The sequence below is a fragment of the Metabacillus bambusae genome, assembly GCF_017497975.1.
Classification (GTDB): domain Bacteria; phylum Bacillota; class Bacilli; order Bacillales; family Bacillaceae; genus Metabacillus; species Metabacillus bambusae.
Window position 1 is genome coordinate 39,089 of the sequence record NZ_JAGDEL010000026.1, and the last position, 19,411, is coordinate 58,499.

The following is a 19,411-nucleotide window of genomic DNA, read 5'->3' on the forward strand; positions in this document are numbered from 1 at the left end:
CAATTTAGTACCACTTCTATGATATAGTATACAAAGATATTTTTAGGAATTGAAAGATAAGTCGAACTAGGGCTTAGATCCTTGTTCCTTTTCATAGAAAGAGGAGAAAACAAGTGCGTAAACTGATAATAAACGAAAAAACGAAGGAAGTTCGCTGTGCAGTCTTTGAACATGATCAGTTATGTGAACTACATCAAACCTATTCCTTTGATAATGAAATTATCGGAAATATATATATTGGTCGTGTAACAAAAGTTCTACCAGGCATGCAGGCTGCTTTTGTTGATATTGGAATAAATCAAAATGGCTATATACACCGTAATGATTTAATTTCGTTTCAACAGAATGAGAATAAAGTCTCTAAACCATCAGTCTCCCATTATGTAACAGAAGGTGAGCAATTGCTCGTTCAAGTAGTAAAAGAGGGGACAGATCAAAAGGGGCCAAAGCTAACAACTAATATCGAGTTTGGCGGAAAGCTTCTCGTTTACATGCCCTACGGTAATTATGTAGCTGTATCGAAAAAGCTGTCAGATGAAAAAGAGAGAAGTAGATTGTTACATATTGCTAATGAGCTCCAAGAAGAAAAAGAGGGGCTTCTTTTTCGTACAGCAAGCATCCATATATCAAAGGAAGAGCTAAGTGAGGAGTATAATAAGCTAAAAAAGCAGTTTCAATCCTTAAAAACAACAAATCGTAAAAAACCTGAATGTCTATTTGAAGCAAAAAGCTTTGTTGATCGCATTTTGAATGAGTTGGCGATTAAACCTGAAGATACAATTATTAGTGATCAAATAGAGCGGGTTCAGGATCTAAAACAGCAATTTCCTACTTCAAAGATTATGTACCATGACCAAAAGGAATCCATTTTTGCTACATATAAAATCGAGCAAGAAATTGAAAAACTCTTAAAAAGAATTGTTTGGTTAAAGAATGGCTCCTATATCATAATTGAACAAACTGAAGCAATGACGATTATTGACGTAAACACTGGAAAATTTTCTGGGAAATTATCTATGCGTGATACAGTGCTAAAGACAAATCAAGTTGCTGCGATAGAAATTGCAAAGCAAATACGCTTAAGAAATGTAAGTGGCATTATTTTAATTGATTTTATTGATATGAAGCATAAAGAAGATCAGAAAATGATAGAAGAAACCGTTATTCGTGAGATGAGGAAAGATCGTGTTCAACATAAGGTTATAGGTTTTACAGAACTTAATATTTTGCAAATGACGAGAAAAAAAGTACGTCAACCGATTGAAGCAAGTCTAACAGACCGCTGTCCTACTTGTAATGGAACAGGGCGAATTCCGTCTGCTGAGGCGATAGCATATCAGCTAGAAAGAGAGCTTTGGGAGCATCAATTTATGGATGAAGAAGCGATTTGGATCGAAGCAACAGCTGATGTGATCGAATTATTAAACGGAGAAAACGGGGAGCATCTTAAACAGCTTGAAGAAGCTTTAAAATACAAAGTAATCTGTTCAGAATATCTTAATTCTACTCCTAGCTACTTTATAAGGCATTTCGGTAAAGTGAAAACGATTATGGAAAGACTTAAATGAATGGCCCTGGTAAAGCTCACTGTTGATTTTGGCACTTTGTTGATTGGAACGGATATGTGAGACTCCTGCGGGAGTGCGAGTTCAAGGGAGACTCACACAGGTGCAAAGCACCGAGGAGGCTCCCGGACCGCCCGCGGAAAGCGAATGCCTGCAGCGGAAATCAATAACCAAGTTTAACAGCGCCAAATGAATAAAATAATTGTTGCATATTTCATGGGTATTTGATATTATGTTTAATGTTATGGTTTGTAGCGCACCCGTGCTACAACCGCTCAGAATGAGGTTAAAGCAATGTTTGATAACATTCACCTTATTTTGGCGAGTCTGAGTTTATAGGAGGTGCAAGGATGTACGCTATTATTGAAACTGGTGGAAAACAAATTAAAGTTGAAGAAGGTCAAGTTATCTACGTTGAGAAGCTTGGTACTGATCAAGGTGAAACTGTTACGTTTGACAAAGTTTTATTTGTAGGTGGAGACAATGTTAAAGTTGGTAGCCCAACTGTTGACGGAGCGACTGTAACTGGTAAGATCGAAAAACACGGTCGTCAAAAGAAAATCACTGTCTTCAAATATAAAGCTAAGAAAAACTATCGTAAAAAACAAGGTCACCGTCAGCCATACACTAAAGTTGTGATTGACAAAATCAACGCGTAAGGCTATTTGAAATGATAAATGCGAAAATTTATCGTTCAAATGAGGGACTTATAACTTCGTTCGTCTTATCTGGACATGCCGAGTTCGATGAACATGGCAAGGATATTGTTTGTGCTGGAGCATCTGCTGTTACCTTTGGTGCTGTTAATGCAGTGCTGACTCTGACAAATATTGAGCCACAAATTGATCAAGGTGGAGATGGCGGTTATTTACATGTTAAATTACCTTTAAATCTCGATAAATCAACAAGTGATAAAGTTCAATTATTGTTAGAGGGTATGCTCGTTTCATTACAAACAATTGAAAGAGATTACGGACAATATATTTCAGTAACAACAATGAACTAAACAGGAGGTGAACTTCATGTTAAGATTAGATCTTCAGTTCTTCGCATCTAAGAAAGGGGTAGGGTCGACTAAAAATGGTCGTGACTCTATGTCTAAACGTCTTGGTGCAAAGCGTGCAGATGGACAATTGGTATCTGGTGGTTCAATTCTTTACCGTCAACGTGGTACAAAAATTTACCCAGGTGAAAACGTTGGCCGCGGCGGTGATGATACGTTATACGCAAAAGTTGATGGTGTTGTTAAGTTCGAACGTTTCGGACGCGACCGCAAAAAAGTTAGCGTATATCCAGTAGCACAAGAAGCATAAGTTCATGTGAAAACTCTAACCTAACTTAGGTTAGAGTTTTTTTATTGGAATAAAATCAGTATTCTATGAATAGCTCTTATGTTCCAACACAATGTTTGTTATAATTCTTATTACAGCCTAAAGAATTGCTCCTTTATGAAAATTATTTTTTTAGTTGAAATAGGAGAAAATAGTATGAAAAATAAATCGAAAAAATGGGATACTGTTGATATATTAAGTCATTCACGACATGATTGGATGAATAAATTACAATTGATTAAAGGTAATCTTTCTTTGCAAAAATATGATCGTGTACATGATTTCATTGAGGAAGTAATCATAGAAGCGCAACAGGAATCTAAACTTTGTAATTTAAAAATGCCCTCGTTTGCTAGTTATCTTATGACATTTAATTGGAGTAACCACCATTTTGTACTTGAATACGAAATTTTAGGAAATGTGTTGTCTTTAGAACCATATGATGATTCAGTGACCCAATGGAGTAAGAGCTTTTTGGATCAACTAGATAAAGCAGTTGATTTTGCAAGTGAAAATCATTTAAGTATTACAATTGATATAGGTTCAGAAGCTGAAGGAGTTCGTTTCTTTTTTGACTTTAATGGCATAATAAAGAATACAGAACAATTAAAAGAGTGGTTAAAAGCTGTTAATCATTCTCAATTGATTGTAAATGAATTTCATGTTAATACATATGAATTAACAACTGTTATTTCACTTGGGATTTAGAACGGAGGAAGACAAATGTTTGTCGATCAGGTCAAAATATATGTTAAAGGTGGAGATGGCGGAAACGGTATGGTTGCGTTCCGTCGTGAAAAGTACGTGCCAAAAGGAGGGCCAGCTGGCGGTGATGGTGGAAATGGTGCTGACGTTATTTTCGAAGTAGAAGAAGGTTTAAGAACGTTAATGGATTTCCGTTATAAGCGCCATTTCAAGGCTCCTCGTGGTGAGCATGGTATGTCTAAAAACCAACATGGTAAAAATTCGCAACCGATGATTGTAAAAGTTCCCCCGGGAACGGTTGTATCAGATGAAGAAACAGGTCAGATTATTGCTGATTTAACTGAGCATGGACAACAAGCAGTTATTGCTAAAGGTGGTCGTGGAGGCCGTGGTAACTCTAGATTTGCGACACCAGCAAATCCTGCTCCTGAGCTTTCTGAAAATGGTGAACCAGGAATAGAGAGAAACGTAATTTTAGAATTAAAGGTATTAGCTGATGTAGGACTAGTTGGATTCCCAAGCGTTGGTAAATCAACACTCTTATCTGTCATTTCCTCAGCAAAACCAAAAATTGCAGAATACCACTTCACTACACTTGTTCCTAATCTAGGGATGGTTGAAACGGAAGATGGGAGAAGCTTTGTGATGGCGGATCTTCCTGGGCTAATTGAAGGTGCACACCAGGGGGTTGGCTTAGGTCACCAATTCCTTAGACATATAGAAAGAACGCGGGTTATCGTTCATGTGATTGATATGTCAGGGTTAGAGGGAAGAGACCCTTACGAGGATTATGTAACAATTAATGCAGAATTAAAGGAATACAATCTCCGTTTAACGGAAAGACCACAAATAATTGTTGCCAATAAAATGGACATGCCAGATTCTGAAGAGAATTTAGCAGGCTTTAAGGAAAAGCTTAAAGATGATCTGAAAATTTTCCCGATTTCTGCCATTACGCGAGAAGGTGTACGCGAGCTGTTATTTGAAGTTGCAGATGCAATTGAACGTACACCAGAATTTCCGTTATTTGAAGAAGAGCCAGCTGAAAACAGAGTTGTGTACGAGTTTAAGAAGGAAGAACCGAACTTCGCCATTACTCGTGATAGCGATGGATCTTATGTGCTTTCAGGTGAAAAGATTGAGAAACTCTTTAAAATGACTGAATTCTCACGTGAAGAATCTGTTAGACGCTTTGCAAGACAACTTCGTGGACTAGGTGTTGATGAAGCGTTAAGAGAAAGAGGAGCAAAAGACGGAGATATTGTGAAGTTACTTGAATATGAATTTGAGTTTGTTGAATAAAATCTGCATTCAGTTTGGGTGCTAATTAATAGTAAGTTGTGAGAGCTGATCATGAGCTCTCTTTTTTATAGGATTCATTTTAGGTCGAAATTGTTTTCGTAACCATTATTTAGATGACGGCTTTTAATTTTTTTTGTAATGCTATATAAAAATGGTACTGTTAAAGATCACTGTTGATTTTAACACTTTGTTGATTGGAATGGATACATGAAGACTCCTGCGGGTGTGCGAGTCCAAGGGAGACCCCGCAGGTGCAAAGCACCGAGGAGGATCCCGGACCGTCCACGGAAAGCGAATGACTGTAGCGGAAATCAATAACCATGTTTAACAAAGCTTTAAAAATAAATAAAGAAAAAGGAAGAAATTTAGCTAATATTGTGATAAATTATCTACATTAAGAAAAAAGATGGGAGGGAGTAAATGAAAGACGAAACATTTTTTTTAGTTCGAGAAGATATTTTGCCTGAAGCAATGAAAAAAACACTTGAAGTAAAGAAGCTAATTGAAAGAGGAAAAGTTGATTCTGTTGCTGAAGCTGTTCAACGTGTCGATATGAGCCGGAGTGCTTTTTATAAATATCGTGATGCCGTGTTTCCGTTTCATACAATGGTGAAAGAAAAGTTAATCACTCTTTTTTTTCATCTTGAAGATCGTAGTGGAACTTTATCTCAATTGTTATCAGTAGTGGCAACAGCTGGATGTAACGTTTTAACCATCCACCAAACCATTCCAATCCAAGGCCGTGCAAATGTAACACTATCGCTTAATACGAATGGAATGACAGAGGATATAAACCGATTAATGACCAAGCTTCGCAGATTGGAATTTGTCGATAAGGTAGAGATATTAGGTCAAGGGGCATAAGGAGTTGAAGTTAGTTGTCAAAAAGGATAGGATTTTTAGGACCGAGAGCAACATTTACCCATTTTGCTGTTCAATCTTTTTTTGGGGATGAAGTCGAACAGGTACCATATACCACGATTCCACAATGTATTGATGCAGTTGCAGATGGTGAGATTGATTTTGCTGTCGTACCTACCGAAAATGCATTAGAAGGCTCGGTTAATTTAACATTTGATTATTTAATACATGAACAACCATTATACATAGTTGGTGAGATTGTTTCGCCGATTGAACAGCATTTTATGGTACACCCTTCAAGAAAAAATGATTGGGAAAATGTTACTCGCATTTATTCTCATTCACATGCGATTGCACAATGTCATAAGTTTTTGCATCAAACGTTTAAAGGTATTACGTATGATTATGCAACATCAACTGGAGCTGCAGCAAGTTATGTTAGTAAACATCCTGAAGAGTCAGTGGCAGCAATTGCGAACAATCTAGCTGCAAAGGAATATGGGTTAGAAATTGTCAAAGCGAATATTCATGATTACCATTACAATCATACTAGATTTGCAATATTACATCCTTCAAATAAGGCAGAATATGATAGCCCATACCTTACTCCTGATAAAGAAAAAACAACGTTAATGGTCACACTGCCATCAGATCAATCTGGGGCTTTACATCAAGTGCTATCTGCCTTTACTTGGCGAAAGCTTAATCTCTCGAAAATCGAATCAAGACCGATGAAAACAGGGTTAGGTAACTATTTCTTTATTATTGATATTGATATGATAGTTGACGAGATTTTAATACCTGGGGCGATAGCTGAGCTCGAGGCCTTAGGCTGCAGTGTTAAATTGCTTGGTTCTTATGAAGCATATTCAATTAACCAGCATATTGAAAAAGAAGTTTGATTTAAAAACAGGTGACTTGGGTAGTGTGTCACCTGTTTTCTTTTACCTAATCTTAATGGCAGTAATCCTCAAAGCAAGAAGAGAAGTTTGGGGAAACTGTCTGTTAAGATCGCTATTCCTTTACTAAAAATCCTTCTTCATCAAGTGCTTTACAAGCAAGATCTATTTTATCTAGAGAATCAGCTTGTAAAGTATGCAAATGTAGACCACCAGTTAACTGTGATAAATATGAGGCATTATAACGATTTATTTTTTTTATAAATTCGTTCACATCATTACGATTTCCTACCATGATTGAAGCAGTTAATTCTCCATATACTTGATGCTCAACAATGACATCCTTAACAAATACCCCATGGTCAACAAGTATAGATAATTCTTCTTTTGTTTGTTCAGGAGCATGCTTACAAGCGATAATCCGTTCGACTAATTTATTTTGATCATGCTGATTGTTTAAAAATACATAACCTTGGCTTGTAGCCATTATTGGATAATTTTTAGCTTTTAACAGTGATACGTCTTGGACGATGACCTGTCTACTCACATTTGTTGTGCTTGCCAGCTCTCCACCTGTAATCGGCTTGTCTGCTTTAGATAGAATATCTAACAAGAGATTTCGTCTCTCTTCTCCTAATATTTTTTCAGTCTTCACCGATACCATTCCTTTCGATCTTGCTAATTTGTGTTTTCAAAAGTTTTCAATGATGTTAATAAGTTGCTTTGCAAATGACTGGACTTCCTCACTCGATGTTTGAGTACCTAATGATATTCTAATATATTGCTTTGCTTTTTGCTCATCATAACCTAAAGCTAGGATCGAACGAGAAGGTGCTTGCATTCCAACTTGGCAAGCACTCCCTGTTGAAATTGCAAAACCGAATCGATTACATTCTAACATCATATACTGACCTTCAATCCCATCTACAAGCAATGAAAGAATGTTTGGGAGGGTGTTTTCGTTATTTTCATTTAATAGCGTTATTCTGTCCTTGCAAGGCTTTAGTAAATCAATAAATTCTTTTCTAAGTTTTAGATAATGTTCAATGTTCGTATGCATGCTCGCTGAAATATCTTTTGCGGCAGTAGCAAACGCAGCTGCTCCTGGGACATCAACTGTACCAGGCCGAAAACCTGACTCATGGGTTGTCCCTGGGATAACAGGCTGCCAAAAAACTGATGGATTGATATAGGCAGCTCCAATTCCCTTAGGTCCATAAATTTTATGGCTAGAAATTGAAATGGCATCAACATGAATTTCCTCTACATTTATTGGAAGCTTCCCAAAGGTTTGAACACAGTCACTGTGGAATAAAACACCTCGATTTTTTAATAATCGTCCAATTTCCTTGATAGGCTGAACAACTCCAATTTCGGAATTTCCGTGCTGAACTGAGACTAGTCCAGTATTAGGTTGTAACAGGCTAGTAACATCATCAATAGAAATAAAGCCTTGTTCATTTGGCTTTAAAAAACTAACCTCATAACCTCTAATTTGTAGACTTTTAAAAAATGTATAAAGTGACGAATGCTCAATTTGTGTTGTGATAATATGGTTTTTTTTAAGGTCAACACCATTTAACAACGACTGAACGGCCAAAATGTTTGCTTCACTACCACCACTAGTAAAATAAAGACCTTTTTCATTACCACCAATCATATCTGTAATTAGCTTCCTGGAAGCCTGTAAAGTCCTTGCTGCCATTCCGCCAATATCATGTAAACTACTACTATTTCCAAATGCGTTTTTAGCAGCCTTCATATATATAGTTAGGGCATTATCACTCATGGGTGTTGTTGCTGCGTAATCTAGATAGATCAATGATTTCACCTCTAGTTTTCTCAAAATCTATGAGATTGTTAGTAAAAAACTCTTGTCATTATTTTAAATGTATGTAAATATAGGTGTCAAGACAGGTGTAAATTTACAGGAGGGTACTATGTTATGCCTCAAACAGATGTCATTATTATCGGTAGTGGGATTGCCGCCCTTTCAGCAGCATACCACTTGCGACATAAACAAGTAACAATTATTACGAAATCTTCGTGGAAAAAAAGCAATTCAATGCTTGCTCAAGGTGGAATAGCCGCAGCAGTTCATACGAAGGATTCATGGAAAAATCATTATGAAGATACGTTAGTTGCGGGTTGTTATCATAATGATTTAAAAAATGTAGAACATCTCGTCCAAGATGGTCCAACTGAAATCTTAGAATGGTGTCAAAGAGGAATGACCTTTGACTGTGATCTAAATGGACAATTTCTTCTTGGGAAAGAAGGTGCACATAGTCAGCACCGAATCATCCATGCTGGTGGCGATGCTACTGGAAGAGAAGTAACACAGTTTTTATATCAGTCGATTTTACCCTCGGTAACTGTGATTGAAAACGAAATGGCAACAGATTTAATTGTAAATAATAGTGTTTGCTTAGGTGTTGCTACAATGTGTGCAAATGGAAAAATGAAAAGATACTTGGCAAGTAAAACAATTATAGCTAGCGGTGGGTGTGGGGCTATGTACGGTCATACATCAAACGCAGATATCATAACTGGTGATGGAATTGCCATGGCTTATAGAGCAGGCGCAAAAATAGCCGATATGGAATTTATTCAATTCCACCCAACAATGCTCAATATTGATGGACGTTGTGTTGGTCTCGTTTCGGAAGCAGTACGTGGTGAGGGTGCTTCATTAATAAATCAAAATGGTGAGGCCTTCATGGATAAGCTTCATCCTCAAGGTGATTTAGCACCAAGAGATGTTGTTTCTAGAGCAATTTATTATGAAATGAAAAAAGGGAATAACGTGTTCCTTGATATATCAAATCTTCCTAATTTTTCAACAAGATTTCCGACTATTTCTAAATTATGTGAGCAATATGGGATTAATTTAGACGAAGGAATGATTCCAGTTGCCCCTGGTATGCACTTTTTAATGGGGGGGATTCAGACGAATGATAAGGGTGAGACAAATATCCTCAATCTCTTTGCAGTAGGTGAAGCCGCATGTACAGGTGTTCATGGTGCAAATCGACTTGCTAGTAACTCGCTATTAGAGGGACTTGTTTTTGGGAAAAGAGTAGCGAATCATCTATTGTCTTTACCATTCGAGCAACCTGATAGAAGTGTTGATGTTTTGACGAATACCACTGCAGCTGATGAAGTCATCGAATTACCGACAAAAAAACAGATTCAAGAAATCATGACTAACTATGTTGGAATTCAAAGAACGCAAGCTGAGTTAACCTTAGCAGTAAATTGGTTTAAGTTTTATCAAAATCAATTCACTTTTTGGGCATTTAATGTGAAGAATTTCACAACTGAGCAAATTGAAATCATTAATATGTTAACAATTGGCTGGCTAATTTCAACCTCTGCATTTAATCGAACAGAAAGTAGAGGGGGACATTATCGCTTAGATTTCCCTGAAACAAATGATAAAGACTGGAGACAAAAGCAGCTTATTCGAATGAAAGATGAAATGTATGTGGGGGTATAAAGAATGAACGTGATTAAATTAAAAAAGAAATTAGAAGAATTTTTTCTAGAAGACTTGGGAGAATTAGACGTTACAAGTCAAACGATTTTTGGTGCTGATGCACGCGGAGAAGCTGTTATTATTGCTAAGGAAGATGGTATTTTAGCAGGAGTTGACGTTATTGCTACTGGTTATTCCTTATTCGATCAAAGGGTGGATGTATCCTTAAAAAAGCAAGATGGAGACGCGCTTAAAAAGGGAGATATCATTGCAGAACTTGAGGGACCTGTTGCCACTATTCTAAGCGGGGAACGAGTAATTCTAAACTTACTTCAGCGTATGAGTGGGATTGCGACATTGACAAATAAAACTGTACATCTTTTACAATCAAATCATACGAGAATTTGCGATACAAGGAAAACTTCACCAGGATTGCGAATGTTTGAAAAATACGCTGTCCGTTGTGGTGGAGGCTTTAATCATCGTTTTGGCCTATATGACGGTGTGATGATAAAGGACAATCATATAGCATTTGCGGGTTCCATTTTAAAAGCAGTTAAAGAGGTTAGGGCTAAAACTGGTCATATGGTCAAAATTGAAGTAGAAATAGAGAACGAAAAGCAGCTTCTAGAGGCAATTGAAGCTGGAGCTGACGTGATTATGTTTGACAACCGATCTCCAGAGGAGGTTGCAAAATTCGCTGAGCTCACACCAAAACATATTGTAACAGAAGCATCTGGCGGTATAGGTATGCATAATTTAGCAGACTATCGTGATACCAATGTTGATTATATTTCATTAGGAATGTTAACACATTCATACAAATCATTAGATATAAGTTTAAATGTAAAATAGGGGGGCCTGTAAAATGGAATTATTAGATATTCTTGAACACGATAAAAAAGAAATGATGCCAGAATCCTATAAGTCACTTTCAACTGAAGAAATGGAGAAGCGTGTACGAGAAATAAAAGAGAAATTTGGTACGAAGCTTTATATTCCAGGACATCACTATCAAAAGGATGAGGTTGTTCAATTCTCAGATGTAACAGGTGATTCATTACAATTAGCACAAGCTGCAGCAGCTAATAAGGAAGCAGAATATATCGTTTTTTGCGGTGTTCATTTTATGGCAGAAACAGCAGATATGTTAACAACTGAAAGCCAAAAGGTGCTGTTACCTGATATGAGAGCAGGTTGTTCGATGGCTGATATGGCTGATATTGATCAAACTGATCGTGCTTGGGAAAAGCTCCAAAACGTTTTTGGTGATACGATTCTGCCTTTAACATATGTAAATTCTACGGCAGCAATTAAAGCGTTCGTAGGAAAAAATGGAGGAGCAACTGTTACTTCCTCAAATGCAAAAAAAATGTTACAGTGGGCATTTACTCAAAAGGAAAGAATATTATTTTTACCAGACCAGCATTTAGGCAGAAATACGGCCTTCGATCTTGGAATCCCCTTAGATAAAATGGCAATATGGAATCCAATCACAAATGAATTGGAGTTTGAAGGTAATGTTGAAGATGTCATTGTCATCCTTTGGAAGGGACATTGCTCCGTACATGAAAATTTCACGGTTGCAAATATTGAACATTTACGAAAAACTGAGCCTGATATGAATATTATCGTCCATCCAGAATGCAGTCGAGAAGTGGTTGAACACTCAGATTTTGCTGGTTCGACAAAATATATAATTGACATGATCGAAGCAGCTGAACCTGGTACAAAATGGGCAATAGGAACTGAAATGAACCTTGTAAATAGATTAATTCAACAAAACCAAGATAAGGAAATTGTTTCATTGAACCCATACATGTGTCCATGTTTAACAATGAATCGTATCGATTTGCCACATCTTTTATGGGCTCTTGAAGGCATAGAAAAAGGCGAAGTCACAAATCAGATCATTGTTCCTGAATATATTACAGAGGATGCTGTATTAGCATTGGATCGTATGCTGGCAAATGTTTGATCTTTTTAAAAAGGCTCTTTTCTAAAAGATTGTTGTTTTTAAAATAGTTTCTTTGACGAAAACTGTTTAAAGTTTATTGGAGCGGATGGCAAGACTCCTGCGGGTGCAGCGGGACAAGGGAGACTCATGCAGGCGGTTTACTTCGAGAAGGCTCACCGCCCGCCCAGCGGAAAGTGAGCATCCTCTCGCTGTAATCAACCACTCCGCATTACTTGATAAATAGCAACAAAGTTTGCGAAAACAGCCTTAAAAAATGAACTATCTACAAAAAGGAACTAACAATTTATTGTTGGTTCCTTTTTGTATTGTACATAAATTAGTGTTAGCAAACATATGTATTTAAGTGAGATGTTAGGTTTATCCAATTTTTAATACGAGTTTAATCATAATTTTGATTTTTTCTTCATAAATTGTGATGAAGAATAATGACATCATGCTCATCGTTTATAACAGGTGAAACATAATCTTTTGCATCGATGAATCGATTATGTTCAGTAACCCATCAGTAATGAAACGTTTTCTGATGGTAGATCTATTTTTAAGCTTAGGAGGGAAATCATTGAAAATTCATATTGTTCAAAAGGGAGACACTCTTTGGAAGATTGCTAAGAAATATGGGGTTGATTTCGAACAATTAAAAGGGATGAACACACAATTAAGCAATCCGGATTTAATTATGCCAGGAATGAAAATAAAAGTACCTTCTGGAAATGTTGCGGTCAAAAAAGAAGCACCAATAAAGAAAGAAATGCCAATAGCTGAACACCCATTTGCAAAAGAAAAACCAAAAGAGGTTTTAGGTGTAGAGGATACAGCACCGAAGGAACCAATTACAGAAAAACCTTCAAAACCTTATATACCACCTGTACCTAATGTTCAGCATCCGGTATATACTGGGGTGGATATGAATAATTATTATACGGTGAATATGGCAATGATGCCACAAATGGCGAACCCACAGCTACCGCCAAAACCGGAAAATGTTTTGCCAGACATTACAAAAGATGTAGAGGATATGTATAAGGTACCTGCAAAAGAACAGCCATATTACGAATCACCGGCACAACAAGAGGAGGCTTCAAAAGATATGGCAAATATGCCAAATGTACCAAATATGCCAATGCCTGGGTTTACATCACCAGCGATGCACCAACCGCAATATTTAGCTCCGCAACACATGGTACCTGTTTCACCTGTATTACCTGGGTACGGATTCTGTCCACCGATGATGCCCTATCAGCCGATGGCGATGCCTTATGGTTATGGACCAGCAATGCCAAATCAGCCATACCCTACTGCAGTAAGCCCTGCTGAATATGATAACGATGATGATGAAAATGGAGCACATTCACCAAATATGCCTTACCCACAGGCAGTTGCTCCAGCACATTACGGACCAGGATTCCCAGTTAATCCATATGCAGGTGTTCCAGTGTCTCCAGTATTACCTGGATACGGATTTAATCCAAATCAAGTTTTAGGTGCGTATGGTGAAGCACCAGATGATGATGATTTTGATTATGATAACCAAGCACATTCACCAAATATGCCCTATCCACAGGCAGTTGCCCCAGCCTATACACAAAATGATTGTGGTTGTGGAGGAGCAGCACCTTATGTAAATCCTTATCAAGGTTATCCATATCAACAAGGTGTTAATTATGGCTATCCAATGCAACAACAATTTGGTGGTTATCCGATGCAACAACAACAATTTGGTGGTTATCCAACACAACAGCCGTTTGTTGCCCCGCAAGGCTACAATTCTTATGGTTTCAATCCTGGACAGATGCAAATGGCGCCAGGTAGTCAAATGTTTGATATGCCTAATTATGATGATCGAGAAGATGACGAGGATTAATATGCAAAACATAGCAGAGGTGACATTTCCTCTGCTTTATATTTTTATAATATTTACTTTGCTCACTTTCTTTATGTAATTATCGGAAAAATCTTTAGAAAAAAATTGACCAATATTTAAAGGTGTTACCGTTAACTAACAGATTGTTATCCCTCCCTATGGTGCAAGCTATTTAATGAGCAAATGTTATTGCTCTTTTTGAAAGTACCTACAGGGGGGTTTTTGTATTGAATAAAGGTAAAAAAGCTTCAGCGTTTACAGCTATCGCGCTTTTAACAACAGGTTTGACAGCTTGTAATGGGGATGAAGGCGCATTAGATACGAGGTATAATGATAACGCGCAACCTATGGGTTACTATTCAAATGAAAATGCAAACGTAGATAATGAAGGTCCTGTTACAGAAATGATGGACGGAATGAACAATGAAGATAATTATTTCCGTAAAGTCAATAATAAAAACAATAATCAAAATATGAGTAATCCTACAGTACCACTTGGTGATCGTGATGATGGTTTAGTGAGAGATAATCGCTTTAGCCGTAGTGATGCAAATTATCATGGACACTTACAAAATGTAGGTAACATTGATAATAATAATAACAGAATGAATATCACTAACAACAATAACCGTGATGATAATGAGATATCTCGAAAAGTTAGAACATCAGTTGAAAAAATGAACAATGTCGACAATGCTCGTGTATTGGTAACAGAGGAAAATGTTTTAGTTGCAGTTGATACTACTGACAACAATGATGCTTCCTTAAAAGATAAAATTTCGAATAACGTACGTAAAATGTCTAATGGTAGAAATGTCCAAGTAGTAACCGATGAAGGAACATTTACACGTGTTCGTAACATTGACAATGATATCCAAAATGGTGTTGATCGAAAAACAATTGACGCCGACATCAATAATTTGATGGATGATCTCGGAGATGCAATTCAACGTCCATTTAATGGTGATCGTGACTAAAGAAGCTAGGGGTGGTTCCCCTTGCTTTTTAGTCGTTTACCAGGAAATCATAAAATTCTTGAACTGTGGATAAGCGCACCACATCCAGCTCCAGCGCCTAGCCCTCGAGGTCATAAGCTAATTTAGAATTGAAGGCAAAGAACGCCTTCTATTCTAAATCATCTTATTTGCCTTAGGATGATCAAGGCGCTTGCGCTTTTGTTCTTTGTATTATTATGAAATGTGATATGATATAGAAAATAGTAGTTGTAGGTGATATTTATGGAAGACATCAAACCAAAACGAGAAACTAAAGGTATAGATACCTCTATAGTTTATGATTTTAAACAATACCCAGACGAAATTAGTGGTCGATGTGATAATTGCGGAAACACATTATTTAAGAGCTCTGTTAAGGATTTCATCTTTCTTAGAGAATGTAGTGAATGTGGTATGAAGAAAAGTATCTGAAAACTACTCAATAAACCTATTCTAAAAAAGTCACTCAGGTAAAGGGATATAAGAGAACTGAGTGACTTTTAATAGTATGAAACTATTTATTAAATAAATATCTTACGCCTTTATAAATGAGGACTAATGAGAAAACTAAAACTGTTAGTACACCCACCACTGTTGTAAATGGTGCCAAACTTGCTAAAAATGTACCAGCTAAAGGAACTTCAATTAAAGCAAAGCCTGATAAAATAGCAGCTAAAAATAAGAAAATCCAGCTATTCATTGTAACCCCTCCTTTTACTAACAATATATGTCCTAAAAGGAATGTAAGTTTAATGAAGTAGCCTATAATAAAAAAATAATTCAAGTGAAGATTTCCCTTGAAATAAATTTCAATCATTTACCAGCGATTTGATTTGATCAACTGTAACTTCTTTCTTGACTACTACTAAAAAAGTCATCCTCCACCGTAAAAAAAATGAGGGTAATTGATTCTATACAATTTTGCATTAAAAAAGTCCACATTTGTTCACACCTTAACCTTATTTTCAACTAAAAGAAGTTTTTTTCACTTCGTTTTATTGAACATAATAAATACAAAACAATGACAATTGTAGCGTAATATGGAATATATTAATTATTTTTGTTAAAAATTTATGCACAAAAAAAGGACTTCGTTTGAAGTCCTTTTTTGTGCATAAAAGTTAATTACGCTTTGTTAACGTTAACTGCTTGAAGTCCACGTTGACCTTGCTCAGTTTCGAAAGTCACTTTTTGACCTTCTTCTAAAGTTTTAAATCCTTCGCCTTGGATAGCTGAGAAATGTACGAATACGTCGTCTCCACCTTCGATTTCGATGAATCCGAAGCCTTTTTCTGCATTAAACCATTTTACTGTACCTTGTTGCATGTTTGTTGCCTCCCGTGTGGATATTCCACGATTTATTACTATCCTTGCTCAATTAGATATCAAAGGCGAAAAGTTTAAACACTTATTCTTTCCTTACAGACCGAACAAAAATAATTCTCCTTAATATTAACAGAGTATCCCTCGAATAGCAAATAGGGAATAATTGTTTTAAAAAATTTTTTTAAAAAATAGTTGAAATATTCTATGGTTAAAACTTCTATAATTGGTCACAATATTATCGAAACAGTAATTGTTAAGATGTGTTGAAATAATAAACAACTCTCATATATAGAAGAAGTATTTTTTTTCAATTCTGATTAGTTGACGTTCAATGTAATGATTGTACGAATTTAAATAAACGAGGTGAGATCGATGAGAAAGTTTCATCCAAGTCGCATCGTTACCGTTTGTTGTATAATTGCAGTAATCTTAAGTATAACCATAGCAAACGGTAATCAAGATAGTATTAAAGCAGAAGAAAAAATGGTTCAAGGTCCTTTAACTGTAAAAGTAGTTTTACAGCGAGTATATCTTGATGGAGAGTTAAGTGAAGAGGTAACAAATGAAACAATTCTTTCGATGGAAGATTTTTGGGCTGCCTATGATAGCTGGCAGTTAATTGATCAAAATGAAGAGAGAGTTGTTTTTCAAAAAATTATAGATGATATTTCTCCTCTATTAAAAACAAACGGCTATTTCGGAATTGATGGTAATGGTACGTTATCGATCTTTAATGGCAAGCCTGAGACGAATGAAGTCATTCAATCCTTCTTTCAAATTGATGTGAAAAAGCTGGAAAGTCGGAAGCATGATGAATTAATTCAAGGAATTAGAATACAATCGAGAGACCAATATTTAGAGGTCTTAAAAACTCTTGAAACATATTCAAAATCAGAGAAGAAATAAGAATAGCTAACTTAAAAGGTGAAAATCTTTTGGGTTAGCTTTTTTTACGGGATAAGAAAGTATAACGTATTTGTACTTCGTTTTAGTGTCTAGCTCCAGCACCTAGACCCTCTTAGGTCTAAGCCACTCAGGTATTGAAGACAAAGAACGTCTACTATTCCTGAGCGTCTTATGCCTATCGGGTCTGATCAAGGCGCTTCCGCTTTCCATAATAAGAAATCATTATTATCAGAAAAATACCTAATACAAAATTTTAATGGTAAAATAGATTTTAAGAACAATTGTACGTATTTAGATACATTGTAGTCAAAATCCCTTCTGATTAACCGCTTTTTTTGATACAATGGGTTACAGTCGCAAAAGAGGTGAATATCGTTGATAGAATTTATTAAAGGGTATGTGGACGATGTGACGCCAGAGTATATTGTCATAGATCATCGTGGTTTAGGATATCAAATCCATACACCAAATCCGTTTAGTTATAGGAAAAGCCAACAAGAAGAAATCATTATCTATACATATCAGCATGTACGTGAAGATATATTAGCTTTATACGGCTTTCAATCGAGAGAAGAAAAAGCATTATTTATGAAGCTGCTCAATGTAACTGGAATAGGGCCTAAGGGGGCATTAGCTATCCTTGCTTCAGGTAATCCCTCACAGGTAATTGAGGCAATTGAAAATGAAAATGATACATTCCTAGTAAAGTTTCCAGGGGTAGGTAAAAAGACGGCACGGCAAATTATCTTAGATTTAAAAGGTAAATTAGGCGATGTTGCTGCTTTGTATGCACCAGATTTATTTACACATGAAGAAATTTCAGAAAAGCATACTGCAAATCATGCCTTGAATGAGGCAATTGAGGCATTGAAAGTACTAGGTTATGCAGAACGTGAAATTAAAAAAGTTGCTCCTTCTCTTGCAGAAGAAAGTTTAACTACAGATCAATATGTAAAAAAAGCATTGCAAAAGCTATTGAAGTAAGGTGATAAACATGGATGAACGCCTTGTATCAAATGAAGCAGATTCACAGGAATCGTATATTGAGCAAAGCTTAAGGCCCCAGAACTTAGGACAATACATTGGACAGGATAAAGTAAAAGAAAATTTGAAGGTGTTTATAGAAGCAGCAAAAATGCGAAGCGAAACATTGGATCATGTTCTTTTATATGGTCCTCCAGGCTTGGGTAAAACAACATTAGCAACGATTATTGCAAATGAAATGGGTGTAAATATTCGTACAACTTCAGGACCTGCTATTGAAAGACCTGGTGATTTAGCAGCAGTTTTAACAGCACTTGAGCCTGGTGATGTATTGTTTATCGATGAAATTCATCGTTTGCATCGTTCAATAGAGGAAGTATTGTATCCAGCTATGGAGGATTTTTGCCTTGATATAGTCATAGGTAAAGGCTCAACAGCAAGATCCGTTCGTTTAGATCTCCCTCCATTCACGCTAATTGGAGCAACAACAAGAGTTGGCTTGTTAACAGCTCCGCTTCGTGACCGTTTTGGAGTCTTGAGCAGATTAGAATATTATAATGAAAAACAGCTAGCACATATTATTGAACGTACAGCAGAAATATTAGAAGTTGGTATTGAATATGATGGTGCAATCGAAATGGCTAGAAGATCTCGTGGTACACCAAGAATTGCAAATCGCTTGCTAAGAAGAGTAAGAGATTTTGCTCAGGTTATGGGAGTAGAGACAATAACAACTGAATTAGCTGTAGACGCATTAGAGAGGCTTCAAGTAGATAAATTAGGATTAGATCATATTGATCATAAGCTTCTCCTTGGAATTATTGAAAAATTCCGAGGAGGACCGGTTGGAATTGATACAATTTCGGCTACAATAGGAGAAGAGTCACATACAATTGAAGATGTATATGAGCCATATTTACTGCAAATTGGATTTCTTCAACGAACTCCAAGAGGAAGAATTGTAACAGATCTTGTATATCGTCATTTTCAAATGGAGGTTCCAAACATTGACTGAGTTTCCTAAAGTATTAATGATAATCGGTGGTGTGCTTTTAATCATTGGGGTTTTTATGCAATTTATTGGGAAACTACCTGGAGATATTGTGTTTAAAAAAGGGAATACAACTATATTTTTTCCCATTGTCACATGTATTGTCATTAGTATTGTTCTTTCTCTCATATTTTCGTTTTTAGGTCGATTTAAGTAAAGTAAGTTAAGT

Annotated in this window: 22 protein-coding genes and 1 other annotated feature; of the genes, 18 read left to right on the top strand and 4 right to left on the bottom strand. The window is 36.4% G+C overall.

The features are described from left to right. The first annotated feature begins 113 nt into the window (after positions 1–113). From I7822_RS24385 to pheA, 8 genes are all read left to right on the top strand, one after another. Complete coding sequence (locus tag I7822_RS24385) at positions 114–1,568, top strand: Rne/Rng family ribonuclease (RefSeq protein WP_207981685.1); 1,455 nt, start codon at positions 114–116, stop codon at positions 1,566–1,568. A 256-nt stretch (positions 1,569–1,824) separates the two neighbouring features. Continuing rightward, positions 1,825–1,904 (top strand) — a sequence feature (ribosomal protein L21 leader region). 11 nt (positions 1,905–1,915) lie between these two features. Further along, positions 1,916–2,224 (top strand): 50S ribosomal protein L21, encoded by a 309-nt coding sequence (gene rplU, locus I7822_RS24390; RefSeq protein WP_066334322.1) that lies wholly within the window; start codon positions 1,916–1,918, stop codon positions 2,222–2,224. Between the two features lie 11 nt (positions 2,225–2,235). Then, positions 2,236–2,571 carry a ribosomal-processing cysteine protease Prp gene (locus I7822_RS24395; protein WP_207981686.1) on the top strand — a complete coding sequence of 112 codons (336 nt, stop codon included), beginning with the start codon at positions 2,236–2,238 and terminating at the stop codon, positions 2,569–2,571. A 16-nt stretch (positions 2,572–2,587) separates the two neighbouring features. Next, a complete protein-coding gene (gene rpmA / locus I7822_RS24400) occupies positions 2,588–2,878 on the top strand; it encodes a 50S ribosomal protein L27 (protein ID WP_066334328.1) in 291 nt (96 codons plus the stop codon). 174 nt (positions 2,879–3,052) lie between these two features. After that, entirely contained in the window at positions 3,053–3,604 is a 552-nt protein-coding gene (locus I7822_RS24405; protein ID WP_207981687.1) for a sporulation initiation phosphotransferase B, read from the top strand. Positions 3,605–3,619: 15 nt separating this feature from the next. After that, positions 3,620–4,903 carry a GTPase ObgE gene (gene obgE, locus I7822_RS24410; protein ID WP_207981688.1) on the top strand — a complete coding sequence of 428 codons (1,284 nt, stop codon included), beginning with the start codon at positions 3,620–3,622 and terminating at the stop codon, positions 4,901–4,903. A gap of 420 nt (positions 4,904–5,323) precedes the next feature. Then, entirely contained in the window at positions 5,324–5,767 is a 444-nt protein-coding gene (thrR, locus tag I7822_RS24415) for a transcriptional regulator ThrR (protein WP_207981689.1), read from the top strand. A 14-nt stretch (positions 5,768–5,781) separates the two neighbouring features. Then, positions 5,782–6,666: a prephenate dehydratase gene (pheA, locus tag I7822_RS24420; protein ID WP_207981690.1), complete on the top strand. Its 885-nt coding sequence runs from the start codon at positions 5,782–5,784 to the stop codon at positions 6,664–6,666. A gap of 112 nt (positions 6,667–6,778) precedes the next feature. Here pheA and I7822_RS24425 read toward each other — a convergent pair whose 3' ends face one another. Then, positions 6,779–7,318 (bottom strand): transcription repressor NadR, encoded by a 540-nt coding sequence (locus tag I7822_RS24425; protein WP_372442219.1) that lies wholly within the window; start codon positions 7,316–7,318, stop codon positions 6,779–6,781. Positions 7,319–7,354: 36 nt separating this feature from the next. Next, a complete protein-coding gene (locus I7822_RS24430) occupies positions 7,355–8,485 on the bottom strand; it encodes an IscS subfamily cysteine desulfurase (RefSeq protein ID WP_207981692.1) in 1,131 nt (376 codons plus the stop codon). A gap of 123 nt (positions 8,486–8,608) precedes the next feature. Between I7822_RS24430 and nadB the strand changes: the two genes are divergently transcribed. From nadB to I7822_RS30015, 6 genes are all read left to right on the top strand, one after another. Next, positions 8,609–10,162, top strand: coding sequence for an L-aspartate oxidase (gene nadB, locus I7822_RS24435; RefSeq protein ID WP_207981693.1), 1,554 nt, complete (start codon positions 8,609–8,611; stop codon positions 10,160–10,162). Positions 10,163–10,165: 3 nt separating this feature from the next. Next, positions 10,166–10,996, top strand: a complete 831-nt coding sequence (gene nadC, locus I7822_RS24440) for a carboxylating nicotinate-nucleotide diphosphorylase (RefSeq protein WP_207981694.1) — start codon at positions 10,166–10,168, stop codon at positions 10,994–10,996. Between the two features lie 13 nt (positions 10,997–11,009). Then, positions 11,010–12,119, top strand: a complete 1,110-nt coding sequence (gene nadA, locus I7822_RS24445; protein WP_207981695.1) for a quinolinate synthase NadA — start codon at positions 11,010–11,012, stop codon at positions 12,117–12,119. A 559-nt stretch (positions 12,120–12,678) separates the two neighbouring features. Then, complete coding sequence (gene safA / locus I7822_RS24450; protein ID WP_207981696.1) at positions 12,679–13,980, top strand: SafA/ExsA family spore coat assembly protein; 1,302 nt, start codon at positions 12,679–12,681, stop codon at positions 13,978–13,980. Positions 13,981–14,207: 227 nt separating this feature from the next. Then, the gene (locus tag I7822_RS24455) at positions 14,208–14,957 is read left to right on the top strand and encodes a YhcN/YlaJ family sporulation lipoprotein (protein ID WP_207981697.1); all 750 of its coding nucleotides are present in this window, start codon (positions 14,208–14,210) and stop codon (positions 14,955–14,957) included. Positions 14,958–15,218: 261 nt separating this feature from the next. Continuing rightward, positions 15,219–15,407, top strand: a complete 189-nt coding sequence (locus I7822_RS30015; RefSeq protein ID WP_243459664.1) for a DUF8096 family protein — start codon at positions 15,219–15,221, stop codon at positions 15,405–15,407. Positions 15,408–15,489: 82 nt separating this feature from the next. Here I7822_RS30015 and I7822_RS24460 read toward each other — a convergent pair whose 3' ends face one another. Together I7822_RS24460 and I7822_RS24465 are read right to left on the bottom strand one after the other, a co-directional pair. Continuing rightward, positions 15,490–15,675, bottom strand: a complete 186-nt coding sequence (locus I7822_RS24460; protein WP_207981698.1) for a hypothetical protein — start codon at positions 15,673–15,675, stop codon at positions 15,490–15,492. 425 nt (positions 15,676–16,100) lie between these two features. Beyond that, positions 16,101–16,301: a cold-shock protein gene (locus tag I7822_RS24465; protein WP_066334390.1), complete on the bottom strand. Its 201-nt coding sequence runs from the start codon at positions 16,299–16,301 to the stop codon at positions 16,101–16,103. A gap of 372 nt (positions 16,302–16,673) precedes the next feature. On the opposite strand from I7822_RS24465, the gene I7822_RS24470 reads away from it, so the two are divergent. The 4 genes from I7822_RS24470 (at position 16,674) to I7822_RS24485 (ending at position 19,399) form a co-directional block, all read left to right on the top strand. After that, positions 16,674–17,207: an intercompartmental signaling factor BofC gene (locus I7822_RS24470; RefSeq protein WP_207981699.1), complete on the top strand. Its 534-nt coding sequence runs from the start codon at positions 16,674–16,676 to the stop codon at positions 17,205–17,207. Between the two features lie 375 nt (positions 17,208–17,582). Then, positions 17,583–18,191, top strand: a complete 609-nt coding sequence (gene ruvA / locus I7822_RS24475) for a Holliday junction branch migration protein RuvA (RefSeq protein WP_207981700.1) — start codon at positions 17,583–17,585, stop codon at positions 18,189–18,191. Between the two features lie 10 nt (positions 18,192–18,201). Next, on the top strand, positions 18,202–19,206 hold the full coding sequence (gene ruvB / locus I7822_RS24480) for a Holliday junction branch migration DNA helicase RuvB (RefSeq protein WP_207981701.1): 1,005 nt from the start codon (positions 18,202–18,204) through the stop codon (positions 19,204–19,206). Then, positions 19,199–19,399, top strand: a complete 201-nt coding sequence (locus I7822_RS24485; protein ID WP_207981702.1) for a DUF2905 domain-containing protein — start codon at positions 19,199–19,201, stop codon at positions 19,397–19,399. Before ruvB ends, I7822_RS24485 begins: the two co-directional genes overlap by 8 nt. Positions 19,400–19,411: the final 12 nt, after the last annotated feature.

Coding starts and splice junctions, on each gene's coding strand:
- rplU (WP_066334322.1), top strand. CDS start 1,916: ATGTACGCTATTATTGAAACTGGTGGAAAACAAATTAAAGTTGAAGAA.
- I7822_RS24395 (WP_207981686.1), top strand. CDS start 2,236: ATGATAAATGCGAAAATTTATCGTTCAAATGAGGGACTTATAACTTCG.
- rpmA (WP_066334328.1), top strand. CDS start 2,588: ATGTTAAGATTAGATCTTCAGTTCTTCGCATCTAAGAAAGGGGTAGGG.
- I7822_RS24405 (WP_207981687.1), top strand. CDS start 3,053: ATGAAAAATAAATCGAAAAAATGGGATACTGTTGATATATTAAGTCAT.
- obgE (WP_207981688.1), top strand. CDS start 3,620: ATGTTTGTCGATCAGGTCAAAATATATGTTAAAGGTGGAGATGGCGGA.
- thrR (WP_207981689.1), top strand. CDS start 5,324: ATGAAAGACGAAACATTTTTTTTAGTTCGAGAAGATATTTTGCCTGAA.
- nadB (WP_207981693.1), top strand. CDS start 8,609: ATGCCTCAAACAGATGTCATTATTATCGGTAGTGGGATTGCCGCCCTT.
- nadC (WP_207981694.1), top strand. CDS start 10,166: ATGAACGTGATTAAATTAAAAAAGAAATTAGAAGAATTTTTTCTAGAA.
- nadA (WP_207981695.1), top strand. CDS start 11,010: ATGGAATTATTAGATATTCTTGAACACGATAAAAAAGAAATGATGCCA.
- I7822_RS30015 (WP_243459664.1), top strand. CDS start 15,219: ATGGAAGACATCAAACCAAAACGAGAAACTAAAGGTATAGATACCTCT.
- I7822_RS24460 (WP_207981698.1), bottom strand. CDS start 15,675: ATGAATAGCTGGATTTTCTTATTTTTAGCTGCTATTTTATCAGGCTTT.
- I7822_RS24465 (WP_066334390.1), bottom strand. CDS start 16,301: ATGCAACAAGGTACAGTAAAATGGTTTAATGCAGAAAAAGGCTTCGGA.
- I7822_RS24470 (WP_207981699.1), top strand. CDS start 16,674: ATGAGAAAGTTTCATCCAAGTCGCATCGTTACCGTTTGTTGTATAATT.
- ruvB (WP_207981701.1), top strand. CDS start 18,202: ATGGATGAACGCCTTGTATCAAATGAAGCAGATTCACAGGAATCGTAT.